The 26,116-nt window shown below is 40.9% G+C and carries 24 protein-coding genes; 17 read left to right on the forward strand and 7 right to left on the reverse strand.

The genetic code is table 11. The features are described from left to right. Positions 1 to 3: 3 nt before the first annotated feature. Together H9649_RS04245 and H9649_RS04250 are read right to left on the reverse strand one after the other, a co-directional pair. Positions 4 to 285 (reverse strand): hypothetical protein, encoded by a 282-nt coding sequence (locus H9649_RS04245; RefSeq protein ID WP_191693475.1) that lies wholly within the window; start codon positions 283 to 285, stop codon positions 4 to 6. A 68-nt stretch (positions 286 to 353) separates the two neighbouring features. Continuing rightward, a complete protein-coding gene (locus tag H9649_RS04250; protein ID WP_191693476.1) occupies positions 354 to 1,691 on the reverse strand; it encodes a nucleobase:cation symporter-2 family protein in 1,338 nt (445 codons plus the stop codon). Positions 1,692 to 1,878: 187 nt separating this feature from the next. Between H9649_RS04250 and H9649_RS04255 the strand changes: the two genes are divergently transcribed. The 4 genes from H9649_RS04255 to H9649_RS04270 all read left to right on the forward strand — a co-directional run bounded on the left by H9649_RS04255 (position 1,879) and on the right by H9649_RS04270 (position 5,769). Then, positions 1,879 to 2,856 (forward strand): aromatic ring-hydroxylating dioxygenase subunit alpha, encoded by a 978-nt coding sequence (locus H9649_RS04255; RefSeq protein ID WP_191693645.1) that lies wholly within the window; start codon positions 1,879 to 1,881, stop codon positions 2,854 to 2,856. A 109-nt stretch (positions 2,857 to 2,965) separates the two neighbouring features. Continuing rightward, positions 2,966 to 4,114, forward strand: a complete 1,149-nt coding sequence (locus H9649_RS04260) for a PstS family phosphate ABC transporter substrate-binding protein (RefSeq protein WP_225229662.1) — start codon at positions 2,966 to 2,968, stop codon at positions 4,112 to 4,114. 98 nt (positions 4,115 to 4,212) lie between these two features. Beyond that, positions 4,213 to 5,217: an NAD(P)H-dependent flavin oxidoreductase gene (locus H9649_RS04265; protein WP_225229663.1), complete on the forward strand. Its 1,005-nt coding sequence runs from the start codon at positions 4,213 to 4,215 to the stop codon at positions 5,215 to 5,217. A gap of 123 nt (positions 5,218 to 5,340) precedes the next feature. Then, a complete protein-coding gene (locus H9649_RS04270) occupies positions 5,341 to 5,769 on the forward strand; it encodes a HEAT repeat domain-containing protein (RefSeq protein ID WP_191693478.1) in 429 nt (142 codons plus the stop codon). Positions 5,770 to 6,554: 785 nt separating this feature from the next. Here H9649_RS04270 and H9649_RS04275 read toward each other — a convergent pair. Both H9649_RS04275 and H9649_RS18075 read right to left on the reverse strand, forming a co-directional pair. Continuing rightward, positions 6,555 to 7,163 carry a hypothetical protein gene (locus H9649_RS04275; protein ID WP_191693479.1) on the reverse strand — a complete coding sequence of 203 codons (609 nt, stop codon included), beginning with the start codon at positions 7,161 to 7,163 and terminating at the stop codon, positions 6,555 to 6,557. A 40-nt stretch (positions 7,164 to 7,203) separates the two neighbouring features. After that, positions 7,204 to 7,707 (reverse strand): peptidoglycan-binding domain-containing protein, encoded by a 504-nt coding sequence (locus tag H9649_RS18075; protein ID WP_404828701.1) that lies wholly within the window; start codon positions 7,705 to 7,707, stop codon positions 7,204 to 7,206. A gap of 853 nt (positions 7,708 to 8,560) precedes the next feature. On the opposite strand from H9649_RS18075, the gene H9649_RS04285 reads away from it, so the two are divergent. The 3 genes from H9649_RS04285 to H9649_RS04295 all read left to right on the forward strand — a co-directional run bounded on the left by H9649_RS04285 (position 8,561) and on the right by H9649_RS04295 (position 12,623). Next, a complete protein-coding gene (locus H9649_RS04285; RefSeq protein WP_191693480.1) occupies positions 8,561 to 10,300 on the forward strand; it encodes a sensor histidine kinase in 1,740 nt (579 codons plus the stop codon). Then, the gene (locus H9649_RS04290; protein WP_191693481.1) at positions 10,297 to 11,028 is read left to right on the forward strand and encodes a LytR/AlgR family response regulator transcription factor; all 732 of its coding nucleotides are present in this window, start codon (positions 10,297 to 10,299) and stop codon (positions 11,026 to 11,028) included. The genes H9649_RS04285 and H9649_RS04290 overlap by 4 nt, the downstream gene beginning before the upstream one ends. Before the next feature lie 134 nt (positions 11,029 to 11,162). Beyond that, the gene (locus H9649_RS04295; RefSeq protein WP_191693482.1) at positions 11,163 to 12,623 is read left to right on the forward strand and encodes a carbon starvation CstA family protein; all 1,461 of its coding nucleotides are present in this window, start codon (positions 11,163 to 11,165) and stop codon (positions 12,621 to 12,623) included. A 31-nt stretch (positions 12,624 to 12,654) separates the two neighbouring features. Here the strand turns inward: H9649_RS04295 and H9649_RS04300 are convergent, their stop codons facing one another. Next, the gene (locus H9649_RS04300; protein ID WP_191693483.1) at positions 12,655 to 13,401 is read right to left on the reverse strand and encodes a DUF3888 domain-containing protein; all 747 of its coding nucleotides are present in this window, start codon (positions 13,399 to 13,401) and stop codon (positions 12,655 to 12,657) included. A gap of 151 nt (positions 13,402 to 13,552) precedes the next feature. On the opposite strand from H9649_RS04300, the gene H9649_RS04305 reads away from it, so the two are divergent. Further along, positions 13,553 to 14,434, forward strand: a complete 882-nt coding sequence (locus H9649_RS04305) for a DMT family transporter (RefSeq protein WP_191693484.1) — start codon at positions 13,553 to 13,555, stop codon at positions 14,432 to 14,434. 703 nt (positions 14,435 to 15,137) lie between these two features. Here H9649_RS04305 and H9649_RS04310 read toward each other — a convergent pair. Continuing rightward, positions 15,138 to 15,584 carry a hypothetical protein gene (locus tag H9649_RS04310; RefSeq protein ID WP_225229664.1) on the reverse strand — a complete coding sequence of 149 codons (447 nt, stop codon included), beginning with the start codon at positions 15,582 to 15,584 and terminating at the stop codon, positions 15,138 to 15,140. 271 nt (positions 15,585 to 15,855) lie between these two features. On the opposite strand from H9649_RS04310, the gene H9649_RS18025 reads away from it, so the two are divergent. Beyond that, complete coding sequence (locus H9649_RS18025; protein ID WP_191693485.1) at positions 15,856 to 16,599, forward strand: GyrI-like domain-containing protein; 744 nt, start codon at positions 15,856 to 15,858, stop codon at positions 16,597 to 16,599. 152 nt (positions 16,600 to 16,751) lie between these two features. Further along, positions 16,752 to 17,171 (forward strand): GyrI-like domain-containing protein, encoded by a 420-nt coding sequence (locus H9649_RS04320; RefSeq protein WP_191693486.1) that lies wholly within the window; start codon positions 16,752 to 16,754, stop codon positions 17,169 to 17,171. A gap of 48 nt (positions 17,172 to 17,219) precedes the next feature. Here H9649_RS04320 and H9649_RS04325 read toward each other — a convergent pair whose 3' ends face one another. Then, entirely contained in the window at positions 17,220 to 18,215 is a 996-nt protein-coding gene (locus tag H9649_RS04325; protein ID WP_191693487.1) for an MraY family glycosyltransferase, read from the reverse strand. Between the two features lie 236 nt (positions 18,216 to 18,451). On the opposite strand from H9649_RS04325, the gene H9649_RS04330 reads away from it, so the two are divergent. From H9649_RS04330 to H9649_RS04360, 7 genes are all read left to right on the forward strand, one after another. Continuing rightward, positions 18,452 to 19,171 (forward strand): MerR family transcriptional regulator, encoded by a 720-nt coding sequence (locus H9649_RS04330; RefSeq protein WP_191693488.1) that lies wholly within the window; start codon positions 18,452 to 18,454, stop codon positions 19,169 to 19,171. Between the two features lie 460 nt (positions 19,172 to 19,631). Then, a complete protein-coding gene (locus H9649_RS04335; protein ID WP_191693489.1) occupies positions 19,632 to 20,228 on the forward strand; it encodes a hypothetical protein in 597 nt (198 codons plus the stop codon). A gap of 88 nt (positions 20,229 to 20,316) precedes the next feature. Further along, complete coding sequence (locus H9649_RS04340; protein WP_191693490.1) at positions 20,317 to 21,513, forward strand: class I SAM-dependent rRNA methyltransferase; 1,197 nt, start codon at positions 20,317 to 20,319, stop codon at positions 21,511 to 21,513. A 420-nt stretch (positions 21,514 to 21,933) separates the two neighbouring features. Continuing rightward, entirely contained in the window at positions 21,934 to 23,229 is a 1,296-nt protein-coding gene (locus tag H9649_RS04345; protein ID WP_191693491.1) for an ABC transporter substrate-binding protein, read from the forward strand. Between the two features lie 63 nt (positions 23,230 to 23,292). Then, complete coding sequence (locus H9649_RS04350) at positions 23,293 to 24,111, forward strand: HAD family hydrolase (protein WP_191693492.1); 819 nt, start codon at positions 23,293 to 23,295, stop codon at positions 24,109 to 24,111. 21 nt (positions 24,112 to 24,132) lie between these two features. Beyond that, the gene (locus H9649_RS04355) at positions 24,133 to 25,230 is read left to right on the forward strand and encodes an ABC transporter ATP-binding protein (RefSeq protein ID WP_191693493.1); all 1,098 of its coding nucleotides are present in this window, start codon (positions 24,133 to 24,135) and stop codon (positions 25,228 to 25,230) included. Between the two features lies 1 nt (position 25,231). Next, complete coding sequence (locus H9649_RS04360) at positions 25,232 to 26,101, forward strand: carbohydrate ABC transporter permease (protein ID WP_191693494.1); 870 nt, start codon at positions 25,232 to 25,234, stop codon at positions 26,099 to 26,101. Positions 26,102 to 26,116: the final 15 nt, after the last annotated feature.

The raw sequence follows: 26,116 nt of genomic DNA on the forward strand, positions 1-26,116 counted from the left end.
GTTTTATTTGTGCACGTGCCAGTGCTTGTTTGTGGAATCGCGTACAAGCATTGGAACCGCACGATTAGTTGAAATCTCCGCGCCCGTAAAGGATGCCCCCACGCTCGAAAAATCCATCTCCACGCCCATAAACGTTGCCGCCGCGCCCGAAAAATCCATCTCCACGCCCGTAAACGATGCCGCCGCGCCCGAAAAATCCGTCTCCACGCCCGTGAACGATGCAGCCGCGCCCGAAAAATCCGTCTCCGCGCTCGTAAACGTTACTCCCGCGCCCGAAAAAATCATCCGCTATTAGATAATCTCATAAAAAACCGACAAGAATGTAATCCTCGCCGGTTCTTCACGCCATATCCTTACTCAGAAATTCCATCCGCGTCATTAGGTTCCTCTTTATTCGCAGGAATAACCAAATTCAGCAGCACCGTAGCAATCGCACCCACCGTAATACCGGAAGAAAGGATATAGTTCGCCCAATCCGGTACATTCGCAAGTACTTCTTTCGGAAGAACAGTAACAGCGATTGTCAACAAAATCGGAATGCCGATGACCATCATATTGCGGTCATCGATCATGATCGGTTGAATGACTTTCATACCATTCGTCACGATCGCAACACAGACGATGCCGAAAATCCCGTTGATGACGGGCTCAGGAATACACGTAATAAGTGTCGATAATTTCGGCACAAGCCCCAGACATATGAGAATTCCGCCACTCATCATAATGACCGTTCTACTAGCAACACCTGTAATGGCGAGCAGTCCTGCGTTTGAAGAATAACCTGTCATCGGAGTACTTCCGACAAGCGCTCCAGCGAAACAACCGAGTCCTTCACCGACAGACGCACGGTTTAAGCGTTTTTCATCTAACTTCTCGCCCGTTACAGATGAAACAACAAACCACGTTCCAGTCGTTTCAATTAGGATAATTAAATAAACAAAAATCATCGAAATGATGGCACCCATGTCGAAAATCGGTTTTCCGAATGGTAGCAAGGTTGGCAATGAAAACCATGCTGCATCTTTCACAGGACTAAAATCTACTGTGCCGAAGAACATAGCTGTTACAATACCACCCAAAATAGCAAGCAAGACAGAAACGATTCTAAAGAAAGTACCGACTGCCCCAAGTCTCCTCCCCAGCAACATACAGACGATAACAATAATTGCAGAAACAGAGGCGATGATGATGTTATCTCCGATATTTCCTTCAGCGATGAATATATTATTTAAACCAATCGGCATTAACGCAATTCCAACAATGATGATAACTGTTCCGCCGACTAATGGTGGAATTGCTTTTTGAACAGCTTTCGCAAACCATTTTAACGGATAGCCGAGTAAAACGATCAATATAGCACCAGGAATGAGACTACCTGCAATGGCGCCGAGTCCGAGTTTACTGCCAATCGCTGCAATTGCCCCGACAGGTACATAAGAAGGACCTTGTACGACAGGCATTTTAATACCAGCACCCGTTTGAATGAGCGTAGCAACACCTGTTGCTAAAAAGCACATTTGAATGAAGAATGCTGTGTTTTCAACTGTTAATGAGAGAAGTCCAGCGATAATGATAGGTGCAATATAAAGGTCCATAGCTAGTACATGCTGTAAACCGAGGACGAAAGCTTTTGGAGCACTCACTTTGTCATTCACACCAATAATAATGCCGTTAGCTTTGTTTTTAGTCACTACTGAATTCCTCGCTTTTTCGTGGATTTGTTTATTTTCAATTGAATTATATAGAAAACAAGGCACTTTGTATATAGAATCCGAATAATAATATGATAAAGTTTTTATTCGTTCGTATATTAGACTTGACGATTATCACCTTCATTCGGTAAACTAAAAGCACGAAAACACGTCAGGAGGAAATGACATCATGATACAGGATCAAGTATTGTTGGAAGACTGGCTCGTTGCTTGCCGATCTGAAGACGTGAAGGATAAACCAATTCAAGTCAAATTAATGGGAGAGCGCCTTGCCGTATTCCGCAATAGTAAAGGGGTACATGCATTCAGGGATTTATGTATCCATAGAGGGGCAGCTTTGTCTTTAGGTGAAGTGAAAAACGATTGCCTCGTCTGTCCTTATCATGCATGGGAATATGATGAGGAAGGGAAATGTGTCCATATTCCACAATTGCCAGAAGGACGTGCGATCCCGAAGAAAGCGAAAGCTTCATCGTATAGTTGTATCGAGAAATACGGTCTCATTTGGGTGAACTTTGCGGGGAATGAACCTGCTATCTTTGACTACAAACCGATGGCTTCCAATGATTATCACAATGTCATTTGGGGACCGCAAGAAGTTTTTGCGAAGCCGCCTCGTATCATTGAAAACTTCCTCGATGTCGGCCATCTTGCTGTTGTGCACGAAGGTTCTCTAGGAACGGAAACGCACCGGGAAGTTATGGATTATAAAGTGCATCATGAAGGAAATCGTATTTTCACTGATGAAATCGCGATTTTCCAACCGGATCCAGATGGGTCGGGTATTCCGAAATATGTCTACTATACGTATGAAATCCACAGCCCTTTCACAGTAAGTTTCACAAAGAGGGATAAGGAAAATGATACGCTGATGACGATTCTTTTGACGGTACGACCTATAGATGAAGAACGCTCGGTTGCATACGGAATTTTATCGTTTAATTATGAAACGGGCTTAACAGATGAAGCAATCATCAAATTCCAAGACGATATTTTTGCACAAGATAAACCGATTGTTGAAAACCAAAAACCTGAAGAATTGCCACTTGATCTGCAAGTCGAACTTTCACTTGTTTGCGATCGGATGAGTATTGCTTATAGGCAGTATTTAAAAGAACGTGGTGTAGAGTTAGGAACTGCATAATCCCAAAAGAACGGTGTCAAAAGCGTAATGCTTTTGACACCGTTTTTTAATAATTAAAAATATGCTATTCTATTAGAAAGAAGCTTTCCATAGTTTAGGAGGAAAATCATTGAAAACCTTTTGGGGAATCCTATCCGTCGCATTCATCATGGCACTGGTGTTTCCAATCGTTGCGATTGTTGTTTTCATCTCATACTTTTCAGATTCACGGTTTATTTTTCCACTTGCGATAGCAGCCTATTTAGCACTCGGCGGATTTCTCGTCATGGCCCGGTTTGAGTTGCATCGATTTAAGAAGTACTTTTTTATGGGTGCGGGCGTACTAATGGTGATTGCTTTGATATTCATCACGCCCGACCTTTACGATAAAACGCGTAAAGTTATTAGTGATGGATCACTCGAAGTGGAAGAGTATAAGCCGTTTCAAAAGAATACAAAGGCAGTGATACTCGATGAACCGGCTACGCTAAAAATAGAGGACGATTTGCCGATAATCGACGGTGCAACTGCACTATATCCAATCTATTCCGCATTCGCCCAGGCGGTTTATCCGGAAGCAGATTATGCTGTACATGGCAGTGAAGTCATGTCGAACCGTACAGGTCAGGCATACACGAATGTCATTAATGGTACTGCTGATATTGCTTTTGTACTTAGTCCGTCTGCCAATCAGCTCAAAGAGGCAAAGGATGCAGGAAAGGAACTAAAATTGACGCCGATTGGAAAAGAAGCGTTTGTGTTCTTCATCAATTCTAAAAACCCTGTTGAGTCATTGGATGTGGATGAATTGAAAGGAATCTATGCTGGGAAAATAACAAATTGGCAAGAAGTCGGCGGGAAAAATGAAACAATTCGTGCATTTCAACGGCCTGAAAACAGTGGCAGCCAAACAGCACTTCAGAAATTCATGGGTACAACGGTGATCATGAAGCCCCCAACGGAAGATATTGCGTCTCTCATGGGCACGGTCATCGGTGAAGTCGCTGATTATAAAAACCATAATAATGCTATCGGTTATACGTTCAGATATTACTCCTCCCAAATGGTGAAGAACAATAAGATCCGCCTGCTCCAAGTGAATGGTGTGGAACCGACTGTCGACACAATCCGTTCTGGAGAATATCCAATTACCAACGAGTTCTATGCGGTAACGGCGGGAAGTGACAATCCGCACGTAGAAGCTTTTCTAGAGTGGATACTGTCTGATCAAGGTCAGGAAATCATCGAAAAGACCGGGTATGTGCCGATTCAGAAATGAGTGGATGGCTTTACAATATTCTTAAATAGCATCAAGCTTGACGTGCGGAAAGACATCTATGATTTCCGGAAGGATAAAAAGTAAAGGGGTGAATGTCCATGAACTTCTTAAATGACTTTAAAATTGAGCATCCTATCATACAGGCACCTATGGCAGGAGTGACGACACCAGAATTTGTGGCGGCAAGCGCAAATGCAGGGATTTTAGGTTCTGTAGGGGCAGGGTATTTATCCGCTGAAGCGACACGAGGAGCAATCCGGAACACTCGGAAGCTGACCGACAAACCATTTGCGGTCAATCTATTCGCACCCGAAGAATTGGAGATGGATCAGGAACTACTCCGGCAAGCATACTTAGCATTGCAGCCGATTGGTGAAAAACTCGGAATGCCTTTTTGGAAAGCGCCTCTATCTGAATCCTGCTTTGATGAGCAAATTGATGTCATCATTGAGGAAGGCATTACAATCTGTTCATTCACATTCGGACTTCCAAGTGAAGCGATTGTCCGAAAGCTGAAAGAGCACAACATTTTCCTAATCGGCACGGCGACTTCAGTAGAAGAGGCAATACTTGCTGAAGAAAGTGGAATGGATGCGGTTGTAGCACAAGGCAAAGAAGCAGGCGGACATCGTGGTTCATTCATCGGGGAAGCGTTAGTTCCCCTGGGGAAATTGGTGACGGAAGTTGTTGCGAAAGTCCACATACCAGTCATTGCGGCTGGTGGTATTGCGAATAAAGAGCAAATGGATCTCATGCTCGAAAAAGGCGCACAAGCCATCCAGTTGGGTACAGCACTTCTTGCAACTGAAGAAAGTGGGGCACATCCATTGTATAAACAAGCAGTACTGAATGCCGAGGAAGGATGCACAGTTCTGACGAAAGCTTTCTCGGGAAAAGCAGCGCGAGGAATTCTAAATCCATTCATCACAATGATGGCAAATACGCCAATTGCGCCATATCCTATCCAGAACGATCTGACGAAAAAGATCCGGAGCGAAGCGGCAACGCAAGGACGACCAGAATTCATGTCACTTTGGGCGGGTGAAAGCGTACATGAAACTACAAGAGGAACTGTAACTGAAATTGTTAAAAGTTTTATCTAACTAGCTGCAGCCATTATCTATCGTTCCCTGCGATTCATCGCTATTTTTCCCTAGACAACGTATAATAAAAGAAGCGGAAGAAGAAGTCATTTTTCCTCTAGTTAGAAAAAGAGGTGTAAGTACTTGGAACAGTTTGAAACAGCATTACCCGAGCAGTATGAATCATTAAAAAAACAGGCCAACTATACGTCTAGCTGGCGTGAGCGTTTAGAAGCAGTCACAATGTTATCGGCTTATAAACATGACAAAATCATAGATTTATTAAAAAATCGCATGCAGCACGATACTGTCAGCAAAGTGCAAATAGCAGCCTATGAAGCACTTGTAGCATTTGGCGAGGACGTTGAGAAGCCATCACCCGCACGTTTTGATATTATCAAAGGTACAGACAAAATTTTCCTGCGAGTGAAAAAGAGTTTGCCGAAGGACCATACAGTAGAAGACTTTGCTGATAAACTAAAACGTATGCGTATAGATGTCTTTGATGCGTATGAAGGCGATAAAGGTGCACAATTTATGAACTGGTTAGAGGAACGTTGGGCAAAACTGTAATCAGTAGTTTTGATAGTTATGAAGGAAAGTCATTTTCTCCGCTTGTGGAGGGAATGGCTTTTTTTTAGATAATCCATCTTTCTTAAGTGATAAAAAAACAGGCATACTATGTTAATTTAAAAAGATAAAAAGTTGCATTAGCATCTCGATGATCTTCAACTAGTGCGCCCTTTAAAGGCATAAGGTTTGACCACGTTGATTTCTGTTCCAGACGGCACGCTTTCCGCGGGCATGGCTTCAGCCTCCTCGTCGCTTCGCTCCTGCGGGGTCTTCTGCTCATGCTATTCCCGCAGGAGTCGTCCGTCTTCCACTACAATCAACTAAGTGAGTAGTTTACGAGAATAGCGCCCGATTGTAGTACGAGTTACTACTTTTTAGTACTGCCTAATAAATAATCCTCTACCTCTTCTAATTGGTTTGTAAGTAAAACAATACCTTTATTATCAAAAACAAAAGTAGGATGGGTAATCATGCAAATCGAGTGTTTTTTCGAACTTGGTTGGTATTTGATGGTGTGTCTTCAATTATATCCTCGTACCAAAGAGAATTGATTTTATACGAAAATCCCTTTTCGCCAATTAAGTCATTAATTCTTTTAGAATAATCACCAGAAGTCATAGCTTCACTCACATCAAGAGTCCCATCAATACAACTATTGTCCAAGTACGTACCTACATTTCGCAAAAGTACACATGTAGGATCTGATTATTTTAGGCGAAAAAATTCCTCCTAACCATTTCAAAAATGAAACGGTCAGGAGGATACTAAAAAGCAAACCTTACACCTTATTTAAAGGGTGTTTTTTCGGCTAATTCCAATAGAACATCAAGCCTATCGCCTATAAAACTATATACATAATCATTTGTGACAACATAGAGTCCACTTTCATCCTCTGATCCTTGACGAACAATCGCCCGGTAATCTTTCACAAGTAATTCTTCTAATTTTTCACCTGTATACCATTTGTTCTTTATTTCATCTGCATATTTCTCTGCATTACCTAATTCATTTGTTGATTGTGCGACCAAAATACTCTTTCCTGTTTCAGTATTAGTATATACTGTTTTAATCATTTCCATGTCATCCTGTTTCTCAATTTCAATGTCTGCAGTTCTTTGTATTTTATCAAAATCATTTTCAATCGTTAAATTTAAATTAATATTTTTCTCAATATCAGAATTGACCAGTTCCCGATAATTTATTTCTTCAGAATCATTGTCCGAAGTAACAACTTCTCTTTTTTCATCAACCAATGAGGCTTGATTTTTCAACTCTGTATCTACTTCATTTCCGTTTATTTCATCTGCGTTGTAAGCGTTTGTATATACAAAAATAGATCCTGCCAAACCAACAACAACTAGTAAGGTTAAAATAGTAAATTTATTTTTTTTCACTACACTTCACATCCCATTCTTTTTTATGAAATTCATCTTACTACGGATGAATTTTACCGCTAGATAATAGGGTACAACTTCCACTAACTGGTGGACATGCTTCCAGCCTATAATGAATATTGCTTTGATCTAGCTCATTTACATACACATGAAGATTTGTCAAAGAATCATGATAATTCAATGTGTAAGAATTAATCCACCATGATTTTTGTTTGAATTTTTTCCATGTGGCAGCCCCAGCTATACCATCTACAACAAGACTATTTTTAGATTGAAAATCTCTCAAAACTGTATATGTTGTTTGTCCAAAAACACCATCAATCCCTCCCGATTGATCAAATTTTATAGAATTATATTCAGTGGCATAAAGAAAGGATTGCAAACCGCGTACAGCAGATCCTGAAGTCTGATAATCATATCCAATAACTCTAAATTTCCCCCAATCATACCCACCCGACGCTGCTTGCACCTCTTCAACTTTCATCGAAGGTAAAACAAATAATACCATAATAAAAACTATAACTAATTTTTTCAACCGAAACAATTCATTCTGCTCCTTTCTCGTTCTATAATATTGAATATTACAATTATAGCACAAATATAATTATTTAGTTGTTCTACTTCAACTTCATAAAAAATAATTCGGAAGGGCTAGAAAATTTAATAATTTTAACTATGACTTTCAATCTGCGCTTTCAAACTCCTAACGTTTCAAATGTTGATTGATAGAAAGCAGAAATAACAAATACCTCTTTCACTAACGGGTTCGGTTGATGGGGAGAAAACGTTAAAACACATCATTTTATATCCTAATCAGCATATGATTCGCACCATAATTAACAGCATAAAAAGCATTAAAAACGCACAGTGTTACATCACACCTGTGCGTTTTTACTTGCCGTATTCTGTTGTAGTTACTTGTTACACAATCGCGTCCATTTGCTGTTAAAAATATAGGAACAATAATATTTAAAGGTAGATACATTAAGCAACAGATTCTGTCTTCTTTAGTTTTCTTTTATAAAAGTAAAGCCAAATAAAAAAACAGACCAAGATACTAGGGGTAAAAATGTCATATATATTGTTGGAATCTCTGTGATTAGCGGAAGTAATATTACTGCTACAATAGTCGGCACCATAATAAAGAAAAGCATTCTAACTACTTTATTTTTAAAACTTAGTTCAAACCTATCGCCCATAAACCTCGCCCCTTTTTCTTTAATCTGGCCCGTTTGTTGACTTCTGAAAAATTAGAATCTAACACAAGTATACCAGAACTTTGCTGCAGGAATCTAAAAAATGAAAAAATTGAAACTGTTGACTGAAAATAATGATTTATAACACACATAAAATGAAGTATACTTATGTCAAACTTCGCAAGTAGATGGGAGATGACAATGTTGGATTTACTTGTGATCATGCTGGAGCGGGTCGGCACAATCGTGGCGGTGGCATTCATCCTCACGCGCTTCCGATTCTTTAAAAATATGGTGCATCAAGACTTGCTGTCCCGAAAACAGGAAATCACAGCGATTCTGTTTTTCGGGTTCTTTGGCATCATTGGCACGTATTTTGGGGTTGCATTCAATACGCAGACACTGAACTTCAATAGCGTAGCTATTGAATTGAAAACGGATGAAGCAATCGCCAATTCACGCGTTATCGGAATTGTCGTAGCAGGCCTTCTTGGTGGTTATCGTGTCGGTATCGGTGCAGGTTTGATTGCCGGATTACATAGGATGTCGCTCGGCGGGTTTACTGCAATATCATGCGGTCTCTCGACAATCATTTCGGGAATCTTAGCCGCAGCTTTTTATAAACGCGGCAAACATATAAAGCCGATGACCGCTTTTGGTATCGGTGCTTTTGCTGAAACCCTCCAGATGGGCTTGATTCTGCTCATTGCCGAGCCGTTTGAAAAAGCATGGTCACTCGTTCAGACAATCGGACTTCCAATGATTCTTGCAAATGGTATTGGGACAGCGATATTCATGCTAATCGTCTATAACGTTATTAGTGACCAGGAGAAAGCGACTGCGCTTCAAGCTCAAAAAACGTTGCGTATCGCAGACCAGACACTCGGCTATTTGCGAAAAGGCATGAATGTTGAAACGGCCAATGCTGTCTGTACGATTCTGTTCCGTGAATTGCAACCGAGCGCAGTCGCCATGACGAACAAAACTGAAATCCTTGCGCATGTGGGGATGGCAGACGATCATCACAAAGCAAATAGTGACTTGCAAACAGCTGTGACAAAGGAAGTCCTCATTCATGGACAACTCCTTGTTGCTGGTGAAAAGACCATTCACTGTGTTCAGGAAGATTGTCCGTTAGGTGCAGTCGTAATCGCTCCACTTAAGCTGCGGGATGAAACGATCGGAACGTTGAAATTGTACTATCCATCTGAAAAGGCGATTACGAACGTGACAATCGAACTTATTGCAGGTTTAAGTTCTTTATTAAGCAATCAAATCGAAATTGCTGAAGCGGAGCATGCCTATCAATTAGCAAAAGATGCAGAAATTAAAGCGCTTCAGGCACAAATCAGTCCGCATTTTCTGTTCAATTCAATGAATATCATCGTTTCGCTTATACGGACGAACCCTGACGAAGCGCGTAAGTTATTAATGTCTTTATCGTACTTCCTGAGACAGAATCTAGAAGGGACGACTGCGAAGAAAGTGACACTTGAACAGGAACTTGCTCATGTGGAAGCCTATCTGAAAATTGAAGAGGCGCGGTTTATTGATAAATTAAAAGTGCGTATAGATGTGGATCCTTCCATTCTGCAAGAATCGATCCCGCCGCTCACACTACAACCGCTTGTTGAAAATGCGATAAAGCATGGCATTAAAGATATGGAGAAGGGTAGTATCGTACAAATCAGTATTAAAGATAGTGGTGAGTCCATCGATATCATCATTCAAGATAATGGAGCGGGCATTACAAAAGAACGTTTGTCATTGCTTTGTGAAAATGTAATAGAATCGGAAACAGGTACTGGGATGGGGCTTTATAATGTGAACCGGCGACTGAAGATGACATTTGGTAATGAGTCCGCATTGCATATTGAAAGCCGCAATGAGCAGGGAACGGAAATTTCATTCCAAATTCCGAAAATGGGGGTGGCGGTATGAACCGGACAATCAAAGTCCTCGTTGTAGATGATGAACGGTATGCACGTGAAGAAATGATTTTTTTGCTGGAACAACAACCATTTATACAAGTCGTAGGAGAGGCGGATTCAGGGGAGTCCGCAATTATGAAAGCGATTCAGTTGCAGCCAGATGTGCTGTTTTTGGACGTGGAGATGCCCAAGATGAATGGCATGGAAGCTGCGAAAGCATTAATGGAGCTAAAGAAAGTGCCTCTCATCGTCTTTGCGACAGCGTATCCTCAATTTGCCGCGGAAGCGTTTCGCATCAATGCGATTGATTATCTATTGAAACCGTATGATGAAGAGCAAGTGAAGCAAGCAGTCATTCGGATACAGGACAAGTTATTGCCGAAAGAGCAAATTGGCACAGTTGGACGACCGGGGAAATTGGCCGTCGAAAAGGACGGGGAAATTGATTATATTCCGATCCAGGAAATCCTTTACATGTTCCGTGATGAAAAAGTGACGAAAGTGTTGACTAAAGGCAATGAATACGAGTTACGAACGTCATTGAAAGAGCTTGAAAGTAGATTAATGCCTTTTTCATTTTTCCGCATACATAAAGGGTATATTGTCAATTTGCAGCATGTGAAACGGCTGACGCCATGGTTTAACGGAGCCTATCAACTTGAACTAGATGGTCGCACTGAGAAATTGTCGGTCAGCAGAAATTATGTCCGTGATTTGCGGCAACAGTTGGAAGTCTAGCAAATTACACGTTAATTCGACAAATATACATGTTAATCTTCATTTAGAGCATGTTAGGAAAAAAATGACCGTTTTTAGAACATTTACTCTAAACTGAATGAAACCGCTAACATTCAGGGAAGGGGAAATGAATAGTGTACACGTTTTTATTTGGGATTGTCTTATTGATAGTGGGGTATTTCACGTACGGTAAATTTATTGAGAAAATGTTTGGAGTGAAGGAAGACCGTGCGACACCGGCTTATACGAGTGGGGATGGCGTAGATTATGTACCGATGAGCACGAAGAAAAACTCGCTCATACAGCTTTTGAATATTGCAGGGGTAGGCCCGATTTTCGGACCGATTATGGGAGCGCTTTATGGACCAATCGCTTTCATCTGGATCGTTGTTGGCGCAATTTTTGCAGGAGCAGTGCATGACTATTTGACGGGTATGATTTCCATCCGTAATCGTGGAGCGCATTTGCCGGAGCTAGCAGGTAAATTCTTGGGGAAATTCATGAAACACGTAGTGAATGCATTTGCAATTCTTCTATTATTACTTGTGGGTACTGTGTTTGTTTCTGCACCGGCCGGATTACTCTATAATCTGATGAACGGTTGGATGGCGATGGGTATTATCGTGACACTGATCTTCGGTTATTATATATTGGCTACATTAATGCCAATCGATAAAATCATTGGCCGTTTCTACCCGGTTTTCGGTGCATTGTTAATCATCAGTGCAGTAGGGGTCGGGGGTATGATGCTTGTTAAAGGGGTTTCAATTCCAGAATTGTCGTTAACGAACTTCCACCCTGACAACTTGCCGATCTTCCCGTTATTGTTCTTGACGATTTCTTGTGGAGCACTTTCAGGTTTCCATGCGACACAGTCACCGATCATTTCACGTACGACACAAAAAGAAGGACAAGGACGTAAAATTTTCTACGGAATGATGATTGCTGAAGCGATTATTGCAATGATCTGGGCAGCAGCAGGAATGGCTTTATTCAACGGCTACGGCGGGTTGAATGAAATGCTTGCAGCAGGAGGACCAGCGTTAATCGTAAGTGAAGCTTCTACAATGATGCTTGGGGCAGTTGGTGGAACACTTGCAATTCTAGGAGTAATCATTCTTCCAATCACTTCAGGTGATACGGCGTTCCGAAGTGCACGTATGATCATCGCGGACTATATCAAGTTCCCACAGGCTAAAATTACAAGCCGTCTATGGATTGCTGTACCATTGTTCGCAGTTTCAATCATTTTGACACAAGTCGATTTTAATATCTTATGGCGCTACTTCTCGTGGGCAAACCAATCGACAGCAGTTATCGCATTATTCGTCGGAGCGATGTATCTGTTCATTGCCAAGAAGAATTACTGGGTTGCTTTAATACCTGGAACTTTCATGCTTATGGCGACGACTACGTATATATTGAACGCGACAATCGGATTCGGTTTACCGATGAACGTAGCTTATATAGGTGCAACAGTCATTTCTATTTTCTTAGTCGTATTATTCTTCTTCGCTGCAGTGAAAGCGCGTGCTGCTCAAATTCCATTGGAAGAAGACATCACGAATTGGAAGGGATTACAGTTTAATGAATGATGTAAGAGGCGGCCGTCATGGTCGCCTCTTTCTACATATACCACAATAATTCTTTCTTCATTTTTTTTCCTTTTTCATTCCTTTTGTCAATAATTTTCCAAATGCCGTTCTCCATTTTTGCTTGATAGTAGAAGTTCGTACCGTCTGTTCTTTTAAATAAAATAAACGCTTCATCGTCTTTAACGAACGTAACGGGATTGATGACATTCTTAAATGGAGGTTCGGTTTCTGGACTCAAAATGCTCATGACGATTTCTTCGGCAATTGCTGCTAACGAGTTGAAATCATTTTGTTTTTCAGCCTTATACCGGAGCTGGTTGTAGTCGTATCGTTTGTACGGTAGTAAATTAAAATGAAAAGACTGCTTAATATCAATGAGTGTTTCTTTATAAAAAGCTAACATTTTCTTTTCTTCGTCATCACCTTCATGAGAGAAGTTAAGCATCTCTACTCCTGTCGGATTGATGTTGAAGCGAATTGTCTCTTTGCCGTACGGTGGATTGTTTGCAGTTTCAAATGTGTTTACTTGCACATCAACAGTGAATGTGAATCCACCTTGTTCATCCCGTTTGATATCTACAATCTTGGCATCGAACAGACCATACGATTTGTCATAGCCATAATGCCCGATGATTGCATCAGAAACGAAAGGATCCAGCATCGTAAGAAAAGCGTCTTTTAAAGAATCGTTGTTGACTGCCGAGTTGGCGCTTGATGGCGTTGGAAGTGTAAATGCTGAAAGTGCAAGAAGAATTAGTAGGATAACGGCCTTTTTCACGAAGAATACCTCCTAACCTGGTTTTGTCGTTAGGATTGCCTGTATAACGCAAACGATACAATAAATTTCTTGTCGATGAAATTTATGCTCGTCAATTGTTGATGGTACGCTATAATGAAAGGAAAACTTGTCTTGGGCAACGGGGGATCATATGAAGAAATATATTGGAGAAATCGGATTGTTTATTACAGCGATTATTTGGGGTAGTGGATTTGTAGGAAGTGCTGTTGCATTAGAATCGTATACGCCATATCAAATTTTAGCAGGACGATTTTTGATTGGTGTTGTGTTATTATGCGCAGTTTTTCACAAAAAGTTAACGGTCATTTCGAAAAGCGCATTGATCAAAGGATCTGTGCTAGGAATTTTTTTATACATCGCCTTTGCGTTGCAGACGGTCGGGCTGCAATATACGACGCCTTCAAAAAATGCATTTTTGACAGCGGTAAATGTTGTTATTGTGCCGTTTATAGGTTTGGCCATATACAAACGAAAGCTGGACGTATTTGAAGTTGTGGGAGCCTTTTTAGCGATGTTCGGTGTAGCCGTGTTGTCGCTCCAACTATCCGCGGACATTAATATCGGTGATTTCTTATCATTCTGCTGTGCAATTGCTTTCGCGTTCCATATTTTTTACACGTCGCAGTTTGTGAAACAGGAAGATCCTATTATTTTGACAATCGTGCAAATGGGTATGGCGACTTTCATAGGTATTATCGTTGTGCTCGGGAAAGGCGAAACTACTTTCAGTATGCAACCAGGCGCTTTAACGTCGTTACTCTATTTAGGAATCTTTTCGACGACGATTGCATTTTTATTGCAGACGGTTTCTCAGAAATTCATCACAGAAACCAAAGCCGCAATTATCCTATCGACGGAATCATTATGGGGTATGGTGTTTTCTGTCATCATTTTAAGTGAAGTACTTACACTTAAGATGGGCATTGGTGCTATTTTGATACTCGCGGCGATCATTTTATCGGAAACAAAATTAAGTTTTTTATCGAAAGGAAAAATGAAGCGGATTACTTGAGTAGATTTACATTGCTCTGCGCTACGTTTCGTTACGCCGGTGCTACGTATCGATACGAGCAGTCTACGTTTCGTTGCGCCGGTGCTACGTTTCGATACGAACGGTTTACGTTTTGATGCGGCTACTACGTTTCGATACGAGCAGTCTACGTTTCGTTGCGCCGGTGCTACGTTTCGATACGAACGGTTTACGTTTTGATGCGGCTACTACGTTTCGATACGAGCAGTCTACGTTTCGTTACGCCGTTGCGCCGTTGCTACGTTTCGATACGAGCAGTTCACGTTGTGATACGGCTACTACGTTTTGATACGGGCAGTCTACGTTTCGTTGCGCCGGTGCTACGTTTCGATACGAACGGTTTACGTTGTGATGCGGCTACTACGTTTCGATACGAGCAGTCTACGTTTCGTTACGCCGTTGCTACGTTTCGATACGGGGAGTCTACGTTTCGTTACGCCGTTGCTATGTTTCGATACGGACTCGGATTAAAAGTAAGTGCAATGGAATGTTTAGTTATCTGCACGATCTGTCAGCTTTAACAGTCAGTTGTATTCCTAGGGGAGAGGCGAAGGTTTTTTCTGCTTCACGTTGTAAAACTTGTTGATCAATAAAGTTTACTCGTTCCAAAGGATCCCTCTTCTCCATATTACTTTGCATATTTATTACATTAATAATCCCAACACTAAAACTTTTTACAATCTCATCAACGAGAACGGAGATTGATTGACTCACTTGCCTGTGTGACACTATCACTTCCTAAAGCCTGAACAGTAATGTGGTCGAGGAATATTCTATCTCCGAATTCCCACGTAGTGGACCAACCATCACTTCCATCTATGTCGTAACCAATAAGTGTTCTTTCACCCCAGGTCTCTGTTCCTGTTGGAGTTATCCAAAATAGTACCGTGTCAACATTTTCTGCTTCTACAGAAATAGTCATTGTACGAACACCTTCTGGAACGTAATGCGAACCATGTTCAAATTCTAAGTCTGTATCCACCTTTAGAATTTGAGCTTTATGATCACTATTTTCAGTTTGATTGATGGAAGCATCTGCACTTTCTCCTGGTTGGTTTTCGTCTACATTATTACATGCAGAGAGAATTAGCATAACCGTTAGATAAAGTATCATTATTGTATTGTTTTTCATATAATCCTCCATTAAGTTCGGGGTAAGTATTCAAGCTTATTCAATAGAATTAGCCATTTATCCAAAAGTGACAGCGAAAACGAAAAGTTTGAGTGATAAATCAACATCAGTATATCACATTCTGAAAATTCTATTTGATTAATCCCCATTTTTTATCTTACTGCATTTGCAGGATAATCACTTTTTTTCACGAATTAATAATTATTCATACATATCTTGTTGACTCGTACCTTACGGATACGTTTAAAGTGAAAGCAGAAGGAGGGATCATGTGTTATCCATTGGGAAAACTGCGCGTCTTGTTGGGATAACTGTTAAAGCTGTTAAGCATTATGAGGAAATAGGCCTTGTCTATCCAGCTTATGTAAACCCCGAATCAGGCTATCGGTATTATTCACAACAGGAGCAACAACAGCTTGTTCGGATTAAGACTTTACGGAAATTCGGTGTGTCCCTTGCTGCTATATTGCGAGAGGGGGATGAACAGATGGGATTGCTATTACTGAATCGAAGACGAGAAATTGAAAGTGAAATCAATGATTTACAAGAGGCAAAACAAGCAATTGAACGCCTATTATCAAAGGGGGAAAAACAAATGGAAACACGTATTGTAGAAAGTGCTGGGTTTGTCGTAAGAGGGTACGAAGTGAAGGGGCCAGTATCGGACATCCCTGCTAAATGGGATATCTTGAATGGGGACATTCGTGAAGAAAGAATTGTTGTCGAAGAATCATTTGGCGTTTGTTTGAAGATGGAAGGAGAAATTATTCATTACATAGCTGGATTGAAATCTGAGTTGGCGCAACAATTACCTGGGACGGATGAAGTAGTCATTCCGGCAGGAAAATTTGTTGTCGCGAAGGTGGAAGGCGGCATCCCAGGTATTCCAGCAGCATACGATTTCATTATTCAAATGAAAGACATACAGCTGCGAGAGTGCTATGACTTCGAACGATATGTGCATCCAGCAGGTTCGACAGAAGATATAATCGAGATTTGGATGCCGATTGAATAACGTTGTTTTATTTGCAAAACCTATATATCATCAGATAATAAATTAATGTTATGAGTAGGTCCGTCTTAAAGGGTGAGTGGTTTACAAGTATTTTGTGAACCGCTTATCCTTTTTGTGTATTCGATTATAATAAGGAAAAGGAGAGATGGATTATGGAAACACGCATTGAAATACTAGAAGAATTTAAAGTGAGAGGTTTTGAATTGAAAGGGTCGGCTTCACAAATCCCGGCACTATGGGATAAGTTGTATGCAGAAACTCCAGTAAGTGGGTCGAAAGCGGAAGAATCATTTGGAGTTACATTGGCAATAAAAGAAGGAGTGTTTCATTATTTAGCGGGCATTAATGCGGAGTTAGCAGAGGGCATTCCTGATACACAAGAGGTTTTGATTCCTAGTGGGAAGTTTATTGTAGCGAAAGTTGAAGGTGGAGTCGAAAAGATTCCTGAAGCCTTTGGTAGACTCATGCAAAGGCAAGATATTCAACTTCGTCAGAGCTATGCTTTCGAACGATATATTCATCCCGTGGGTTCTGTAGGGTATGAGACGGAAGTTTGGGTCGCAATTCTATAAAATAAAAACCCACCAGGTTAAGGTGGGGAAAGATTGACTGCTTACCTATTAAATTTGTACAAGTAACAAAATGATTGAAGATAGACATAAACATGCACTAGCTAGAAATAAAAAGGCGAGTACCTGCTTTGGTTTTAGACCAGCACGCAGTAGTCGGTAATGGATTTGACTAGCATCTGCTTCATAGATAGATTTGCCTTGCGCATAACGTTTGACTATGACAAAGAGATTATCAAAGATTGGCACACCTAGTGCTAAAATAGGAATAAACAAAGAGAGAACTGTTGCTTGTTTAAAGGCTCCATCTAATGCGATGACCGCTAACAAAAAACCTAGGAAGCTAGCGCCCGCATCCCCCATGAAAATTTTGGCTGGTGGATTATTAAAGCGTAAATAGGAGACTGCTATGCCTACTAAAACAATAGCCATCAAGGCGGAATTCGGCTGACCCTTGGCAGCAGCGACAATAAAAAGCGTAATCGCAGAAATTGCGACAAGCCCTCCCGCGAGGCCATCCATGCCATCCGAGAAATTAATGACCGTAGTCACCCCAAATATCCATAAGATCGTTAAGATGAACTGCAGAATAAATGGTAGCGTGACATATTCACCTGATAGCGGATTTACAAAACCATTAAACGTTATACCCGAAGCGAAAACAAGAATGGCGGCGGATACTTGCACGAGGAATTTCGGCAAGGCAGGGAAATCCTTCCCTTTCGTTTTGAACCAGTCATCAATCGTTCCAATGGTTAAAAGCAATACGCCTCCTCCGAAAAGTGCTCCGGTTTCCCATGTAATCTCTTTAGTAAAGAGTAGATAAACGGAAAAAAAGCCAATGAAAAGCGCATAACTCGCTGTTAGCGGAATCGGTTCACGGTGCAATTTACGTTCTACGTTTTCCTGCGGTTTATCCACAAAATCAAGATGGAATGCGAGTTTCCGTAATGGAGGGATTAACCCATATACAATAAGAAATGATGCAAAAAAAGCCAATATGTAAGTTATTTTCTTCACCACCACTTTAATAATCTCTTTTATCATACAGAATTCCAATTCTATTGTCTATTATTAGAATATTTAATGGGAGAAATTCTTTATAAAGTAGCTCAGTTTGTAAGAATACGAGGGTATTTCAATTGCAGATTACCCCTCATGATGATCTCTTTTTTTGGGTAGGATTTGATAACTACTGTGGTGCTTTTTCATTTCATTTAAATTCATATTGACTCTCACGTTACGTCATACTTTAAAGTAAGTAATGAAGGGAGGCTAGTAGCATGAAAGTGAAAGAAGTGGCTGAATTATCGGGTGTTAGTGTGCGCACACTTCACCATTATGATGAAATTGGTTTACTCGTGCCGGATACATTAACGGAGGCGGGTTATCGGGTTTATTCCGATGAAAACGTTGCAACACTCCAGCAAATATTGTTTTTTCGTGAACTTGGCTTCCCTTTGAAAAAAATCAGTGAGTTGTTGGAAAGTCCTTCATTCAACCGATTGGAGGCGTTTGAGCTGCAACGCAATATGTTGACAGCGAAGCGCGCGCAATTGGATTCGATGATCGAAACGATCGACAAGACACTGCAATTTGAGAGAGGAGAAAGAGAGATGACGAACGAAGAGAAATTTAGTGGCTTTGACCTTGGCGATAATCCATATGAACAGGAAGCAAGAGATCGATGGGGGAACGAAGCTGTCGATAAAGCAAATAAGAATGTTGAGAGTTTTGGAAAAGAGGCTAAGGAGGATATGAATCGCATTTATTTCAAGCTTGCAGAGCTACGTTATACAGATCCTGCCTCCGCCGAAGCGCAAGAGACCATCGGGGAATGGTACACATTTTTGAACAAAATCGGTAATTACTCGTTGGAAGCTTTTGAAAGTCTAGGTGAAATGTATGTGGCGGATGAGCGTTTTATGAAGAATATTGACAAGTTCGGGGAAGGTTTGGCGGAATTCATGCGGGATGCGATGAAGGTGTATGCTGGGAAGTAAGCGAAGGATTTTGGACTTCTGGATGCAAATATGGACTTTTGTGAAGACTTATGGACTTATCTAGAGAGATATGGACTTTTGAAACGTTTTATGGACTTTACGCAAGAGCTGTTTTTTAAAAATGAATGCGAATGCCGTGTGGGGAATCCATGCGGTATTTTTTATTTTCAAGAAAAGAGGGAATGTTGGTGTGATTCGTAGTATAATAGGAAAACCAGCAATAGATGTTTGTTTAATTCAACCACCTTTCGCCTTTTTTTCTTTCATACATACGTTGAAATTTTCAATCTAGTGAAACTCCAAGCATAGTTGACACGTATAATACATATAGAGAAAAATTTTGTATGTTATATCTGTAAACAACTGCAACTTAGGGCTTAGTAAGGTTCCATCTGCAGACCGTTTAGCTTCTGGGAGAGATTGTACATACTTGTAGAGAGAAGAGTTAGGGGTTGGGAGAATGACGAAAACAATCTATATAGTACTGACAGATACCGGCACATTGCTGTCCAAAGCGATTGGGATGTATACCCAGAAGGATTTGAACCATGCATCCATCGCATTTGACGAGCAATTGACCGAAATATACAGTTTCGGACGGAAGCAGCAATACAATCCGTTTTTAGGTGGATTTGTCCGCGAAAATGTGGGAGCGGGCATTTTTGAACAATCCGTTTGTGCAGTGTATCGATGTGAAGTTTCGACGGAAGCGTATGTGCGGATCCGTCAAAAAATTGTCCAGTTCGAAATGAATCAGGATGAGTATAAATACAACTTTATCGGTTTGTTCGGCGTGGCGCTGAATAGAGAAATCATACGTAAACGGGCATACTTTTGCTCGCAATTTGTTGCAACGGTCATGCAAGAAAGCGAAACGCATCGTCTTATGACGAACCCTTGCTTAACGATGCCGCACCATCTGGCATACTTGCCTCACATGCATCTTGTCTATGAAGGGAAATTACAAAACTATTTACGATCAGTAAGAGGGCAGCAAGCGGAACGTCCGATTCGGATGGGACTCTGGAAAAGTTTGGCGTTCCGACTGCTCGCATGATGAAGAAGGAAAGCTTCTCAACTATAGGAGAAGCTTTTTTTACTTTTAAGTGAGATAATGAAAAAAATGATGTAAAGAGGATGACAAAATGACTAAAACAGTTGATGTACAAGTGAACGCCCAAAGTATTGCAGCCTTGAAAAAGGGCTATCCGTTGATTTTAAAGGAAGCTGTGATGAATCCCGACGTGTTGCGCGAAGAGGGCACGATTATCCGCCTAGTGGACAAGTTCCGTAAATTCGTTGCAAAAGGTTATTATGGCAATCAAAACAAAGGTATCGGTTGGGTTTTGACAAGAGATGACAAAGAGGAAATTGACTTTCCGTTTTTCGAGTCGAAAATTGCTGCTGCAATGGAAAGACGTGAATCGTTCTTTGAAGATGAGAGAACGACAGCATTCCGTATGTTCAATGGCGAAGGCGACGGAATCGGCGGCCTGACAATTGACTATTTCGACGGCTATCTGATGGTGAGCTGGTATAGCGAAGGAATTTATTCAATGAAGCATCACGTGTATGGTGTGTTGGATAAAATCATGGACTATAAGGCTGTCTACGAGAAGAAGCGTTTCGATACAAAGGGCCAATATATCGAGCAGGATGATTTTGTTAAAGGTGAGCCTGGCGATTTCCCGATTATCGTGAAAGAGAACGGTATGAACTTTGCGGTCGACTTGAACGATGGGGCAATGACAGGTATTTTCCTTGATCAGCGTGATGTACGTAAAGCGTTGAAAGTTAAATACTCGGAAGGCAAGCATGTGTTGAATACGTTTTCCTATACGGGCGCATTTTCAGTGGCAGCTGTTCTCGGCGGCGCGCGCGAGACGACAAGTGTTGACTTGGCGAAACGCAGTTTAGCTAAAACGATTGAGCAGTTCAGTGTCAACGCGATTGACTATGAAGCGCAGAATATCCAAGTGATGGATGTTTTTGAATACTTCAAGTACGCAAAGCGTCATGAATTGAAATTCGACGTCGTTGTCCTGGATCCACCAAGTTTTGCCCGATCCAAGAAATACACGTTCAGTACAGCAAAAGATTATCCAGCTCTGATCATGGATGCAATTGCAATTACTGAAAAAAACGGCATCATCATTGCTTCGACAAACAATGCAAGCTTTAGCATGAAGAAGTTCAAGACATTCATTGCCAAAGGATTTGAAGATGCAGGCTCGAGATACAAAGTTCTGGAAGAGTCTTCATTGCCGAAGGACTTCCGCGCAAACCGCGACTTCCCGGAATTTAATTACTTAAAAGTCGTCATTTTGCAGAAATTAAAGTGAAAATTGAAAGCCATCTCTAGCGGAAGTATTCGCGGAGATGGCTTTTTTGCATTTATCGATTGGATAATTGTGTTTATCGGTCGGATAGCAACATATATCGATTGAATAATTGTATATATCGATTGAATAGCAAAATATATCACCAAATCGAGACTTAAAGACCAGTCCTCCGACCACCCTCACAACCCATTCGAGTCTTCATTCAACGTTTTTACCCCATTTATTCACTTTACCGCTAAGATGCAAATTGAACTGCCTATATATATTAATGAATCTTTACATTTAGAAGATATGCCCTTAACAATGCCCCTGTAGAATATGGGCTGTAAGGTGATGCTGCTGCACGAGTGAATTCACATCTGACAATGAGTACGCATCATCTGCAACTGATAGCAAAACAATCATTTTGGAGGGGTTAAGTTGAAGAATGTTAGTAGATTTGCATGGCTGTTAGTAGTACTGCTTGTATTGACTGCTTGTGGAAACGATGAAGACAAAGCAAGCAAGGAAAACAAAGTATCAGCGGACAGCGGAAGAACAGAAATCACGTATTGGTATGCATTCGGCGACAAAATTGGTGAAAACAATGAAAACCTCGTAAAAATGTTTAATGACTCCCAGGATGAAATTTTAGTGAAAGCGGAGTTCCAGGGAGGATATGGTGATTTACATTCTAAAACGCAGGCGGCATTTGCTGCTAAAAATGCACCGGAAGTGACATTGAATGAGATTGCGTCAATGGGTGTTTTTGCAAGGTCAGGTATGACTCAGGACTTGACGCCTTTTATAGAGAAGGATAATGACATTAATCTTGATGATTTCAATCCGGGTTTAATGGGCAACTCCTATGTCGACGGGAATATTTATGGCTTACCTTATTTACGTAGCACGCCGATCCTGTACATGAATGTGAGCATGTTAAAAGATGCTGGACTAGACCCGAAAGGCCCAAAAGATTGGAAAGAATTCGAAGAGTACGCGCGTGCATTGACGAAGGAAGGTACTAGTGTTGGTATGAGTATGCCGGTTAGTATTTGGTATTTTGAAGCATTTGTTGGTGCAAGTGGAGGAGATATGTTGGCTGCTGAAGACAAGGAAGTCGCATTCAACGGACAAGCAGGGGTAGAGGCATTGGAATACTGGAAGCGATTGTCACAAGAAGGTATTTTGAAAATCCCTGCCGGCGATGAGGCATCTGCCCAAGCTGCCCAAGATTTTGCGAATGGAAGATCTGCAATGATTTTTGGTTCAACGGCAAATCTTACAAATAACTTAGCGATTGCGGAGGAAAATGGTTTTGAATTGAACACGGCATTTATGCCTTCCAATAAAGTGAATGGTGTTCCAACTGGTGGTGCAAACCTGGTTATGACAGCTGGATTATCACCAGAAAAACAAAAAGCTGCTTGGGAATTCATTAAATGGATGACTGCCAAAGAGCAAACGATATATGCGAGTAAATATACTGGTTATTTGCCTAGTCGACTGTCAGCAGTAGAATCGGAAGATATGCAATCTCTTTATAAAGAAATCCCGCAGTACAAAGTGGCAGTGGACCAGTTGCAATACGGGAAAGCACGACCGATGGCAGAAGCATATCCAGAGATTTCAACGATTCTAGCAGATGAGATTACAAGAAGTCTATTGGAAAGAGATTTATCTCCCAAAGAGGCATTGGACCAAGCGGCTAAATTGGCAAACCCACTTTTACAATAATATGAGTCAGGAAGATGAGTGAAGATGTCCTCCTCTTCCTGCTTCCATAAAGGAGACGAAGATATGAATTGGATGAATGAATTAAAGGTAATCATTTTTGACATGGACGGTACGTTATATCAAGATGATGCATTCTTAGGTCGATATGTGTCTCATTTGTTGGATGAAACACTTTTTGACGATGAATTAGGGAGAGTCATCATGGAAGCCTATGACATATTAGATGGCAAGCATGCTGTGCAATTAGGGTACTTTTTTGACAAAGGTCATCACTTTGTTTATGAACATGAGCATTTTTCACCAACCGACTGTTATTCATGGGATGGTTCAAAGAGTGATCGCGTTCCTAGTGATGAGGATTCGTTACAATTCATCGGAGATTCTTGGGGGATTGCACATCTGTATGCGGAGAAATATGGCATTGAACGTGAGAAGAGAGCACGTGCTTTTGAGAAAGTCCGATATGAAATGATTGAGCCGCGTTATGGAATTCTTCGCCATGATCCATTGTTTGAAAGCATCGCTGCATTAGATGTTGAACGCAAAATCTTTATGACGAATACACCTGGAGAAACTGGCCCAGCTTTTGTGGAGTATTTAACAATCGGTTCGCTCTTTAATGAGTATATATATGATGCCAAAAAGCCTCTAGGCATGGAGGCGATTATGAAAGGGTTAATGAAAGAAGGGTATGCACCCCATGAAATTCTTTCAATCGGTGATAATCCCTACAATGACTTAGCGCCTGTAAAAAGATTGGGCGGTCGTACATGCCTCATTTCTCAATATCGCCATTTTGGTGTGGGAGATTGGGATGGTACGGTCAAAACTGTCGAAGAACTTACGGATTTTTTGAATCATCGGTCTACAGTGAAGTTGTAATGTGAAAAGGAGATGGAATGAGTGGCTGAAATCAGATTAGAAAACATCGTTAAGAAATTCAATGAAGATACAGTCGTGAAAAATCTGAACCTGACAATACAAGATGGGTCATTCACAGTAATTGTTGGTCCATCTGGTTGTGGAAAGTCGACGACACTTCGCATGATCGCAGGACTGGAAGCACCGACGAGTGGAGACATTTGGATCGGAGATGAATGTGTGACACATACCGAACCAGGTAAACGTAATATCGCCATGGTTTTTCAAAACTACGCACTCTATCCAACGATGACAGTTAGAAAAAATATTGAATTCGGTCTTGTGAATAAAAAAGTTCCTAAAGCAGAGCGAGAAGTCCTCATTCGAGAAATTAGCGACATTGTTGGCTTGACGGAACACTTAGATAAGAAGCCGCAGCAATTGTCTGGTGGACAAAGGCAGCGTGTGGCCTTGGCGCGTGCAATGGTGAAGAAGCCGAAAGTCTTCATTTTGGATGAACCATTATCCAATTTAGATGCCAAACTGCGGGGACAAATGAGAAGAGAACTAATTGAATTGCATCAAAAGTTAGGTATAACATTCATTTACGTCACGCATGATCAGGTTGAAGCAATGTCAATGGGAGATCAAATCATTTTGTTGGATAAAGGTGTTATGCAGCAAGTGGATAATCCAATGAAAATGTACCATGATCCGAATAATGTGTTTACAGCTGAATTTATTGGAACACCTGCGATGAACATAGTAAAACGTACAGAAATGGATCGCTATTTGCCTGATTTATTTAAAAAAGCAGCTTTTGTAGGGTTTAAACCTGAGCACGCACTACTAGTAGATGAAGAATGGGCTATTTCGAATTACGTCATCATGGAAAGTGAAATTTTAACGACTGAAACATTGGGTGCTGAGACGATTTATGCTGTGCGGAATGAAGCAGGAATGATGAATATTAAAAGCTTCACTGAGCCGATTACGAATACGAAAAAAATCCATGTTGCTGTTGCATACGACAAACTCTATTTCTTTGATATTGCAGAAGAGCGTATTAGACATTCGTATTCTCATAATACAATACCTCTAAGTCAAGTGAAGAAACCTGCACTTGTCGGAGGCAACTGAAATGAGTTGGATAAAGGCAAGACCATACGTGATGATTTTTCCGGCGATCCTTGTATTTACACTTTTTTTTCTCTACCCAATTGGCTATATGATTTTCTTGAGCTTTCATGATTGGAACTTTGTTAGCCCTGTGAAGGAGTTTGTTGGATTCTCCAATTTCACTTCACTTATGGAGGATGCGAAATTTTTGCAAGTATTGCGAAATACGTTTATGTATTCTGGTCTGACAGTATTCTTGACGATTAGTATCTCCTTATTGCTAGCCCTATGGTTGAATAAAAAAGGGGCAATGTACGGAATGGTGCAGGGGGCAATTTTCAGCCCTCATATTATTTCCCTTGTCTCGATTTCCATGCTCTGGATGTGGATTATGGATACGGATTATGGATTGTTGAATTGGTTTTTAGGATTATTCGGAATTACGAATATCCCTTGGTTAACAGATCCTAAAACATCGTTGTTGTCGCTTATTATCGTGGCGGTTTGGAAAGGAATTGGATACTATACACTAATCTTTATAGCAGGGCTCCAAAGTATTCCACGAGATATTTATGAAGCAGCTGCATTGGATGATACGAACCGCATACGGACATTTTTTAAGCTGACACTACCGATGTTGTCTCCGACATTGTTTTTCCTAACGATTATCGGTTTGATAGGATCATTTCAAGTGTTTGAAACCATTTCCATCATGACGAAAGGTGGACCTATCAATTCTACCAATACAATTGTTTACTACATTTATGAAAATGGCTTTCGATTCTTTAAGATTGGCTATGCTTCAACTGCAGGTGTCATATTGCTGTTGATTATTGGGATATTCACAGTTTTTTACTTCAAATTATTAGGACGTAAAGTTCATTACCAGTGATGAAAGGTAGGGAAT

Origin of the sequence: Sporosarcina quadrami, from assembly GCF_014836615.1 — a bacterium.
GTDB lineage: Bacteria > Bacillota > Bacilli > Bacillales_A > Planococcaceae > Sporosarcina > Sporosarcina quadrami.

What these genes read in the sequence shown, in the direction of transcription:
- H9649_RS04245 (WP_191693475.1), bottom strand. Translation starts at nt 285, where the DNA reads ATGATTTTTTCGGGCGCGGGAGTAACGTTTACGAGCGCGGAGACGGAT.
- H9649_RS04265 (WP_225229663.1), top strand. Translation starts at nt 4,213, where the DNA reads ATGAACTTCTTAAATGACTTTAAAATTGAGCATCCTATCATACAGGCA.
- H9649_RS04285 (WP_191693480.1), top strand. Translation starts at nt 8,561, where the DNA reads ATGTTGGATTTACTTGTGATCATGCTGGAGCGGGTCGGCACAATCGTG.
- H9649_RS04290 (WP_191693481.1), top strand. Translation starts at nt 10,297, where the DNA reads ATGAACCGGACAATCAAAGTCCTCGTTGTAGATGATGAACGGTATGCA.
- H9649_RS04305 (WP_191693484.1), top strand. Translation starts at nt 13,553, where the DNA reads ATGAAGAAATATATTGGAGAAATCGGATTGTTTATTACAGCGATTATT.
- H9649_RS04310 (WP_225229664.1), bottom strand. Translation starts at nt 15,584, where the DNA reads ATGAAAAACAATACAATAATGATACTTTATCTAACGGTTATGCTAATT.
- H9649_RS04320 (WP_191693486.1), top strand. Translation starts at nt 16,752, where the DNA reads ATGGAAACACGCATTGAAATACTAGAAGAATTTAAAGTGAGAGGTTTT.
- H9649_RS04325 (WP_191693487.1), bottom strand. Translation starts at nt 18,215, where the DNA reads ATGATAAAAGAGATTATTAAAGTGGTGGTGAAGAAAATAACTTACATA.
- H9649_RS04330 (WP_191693488.1), top strand. Translation starts at nt 18,452, where the DNA reads ATGAAAGTGAAAGAAGTGGCTGAATTATCGGGTGTTAGTGTGCGCACA.
- H9649_RS04335 (WP_191693489.1), top strand. Translation starts at nt 19,632, where the DNA reads ATGACGAAAACAATCTATATAGTACTGACAGATACCGGCACATTGCTG.
- H9649_RS04340 (WP_191693490.1), top strand. Translation starts at nt 20,317, where the DNA reads ATGACTAAAACAGTTGATGTACAAGTGAACGCCCAAAGTATTGCAGCC.
- H9649_RS04350 (WP_191693492.1), top strand. Translation starts at nt 23,293, where the DNA reads ATGAATTGGATGAATGAATTAAAGGTAATCATTTTTGACATGGACGGT.
- H9649_RS04360 (WP_191693494.1), top strand. Translation starts at nt 25,232, where the DNA reads ATGAGTTGGATAAAGGCAAGACCATACGTGATGATTTTTCCGGCGATC.